This window comes from Enterocloster aldenensis (assembly GCF_003434055.1).
GTDB lineage: Bacteria > Bacillota > Clostridia > Lachnospirales > Lachnospiraceae > Enterocloster > Enterocloster aldenensis.
On record NZ_QVEX01000044.1, the window covers coordinates 1,123 to 1,418 of the forward strand.

At 43.9% G+C, this 296-nt stretch carries 1 protein-coding gene; it reads right to left on the minus strand.

What is annotated here, in order from left to right; all coding sequences use genetic code 11:
* A partial coding sequence (locus DWX59_RS28380) for a DNA adenine methylase (RefSeq protein ID WP_207660475.1) occupies positions 1–296 on the minus strand: 296 nt, incomplete at both ends.

Genomic DNA, 296 nt, shown 5'->3' on the forward strand with positions numbered 1-296 from the left:
GCGAACCGCCTGTAATCTCTCGCTTGTATCGTAATTGGATATGAGCAGCTCCGCATACTGACAGCCGCCGTCGTATCTCTGCGCCAGATTATTCAGTCTGCTGATCTCCTCAATGTGAATATTAGGCTTATCCCATATCTCACGGATTTCTGGACAGTCATTGTAGGAAACAAGAAACTTGCCCTTGATATCCATTAGCGAATCCCTGAGCCTAATATGATCCTTGGTTTTAAAACCAACGTCTTTGTAGTAGTTTTCGGTTGCAAAGTACGGTGGATCGCAATAAAAAAAGCTGA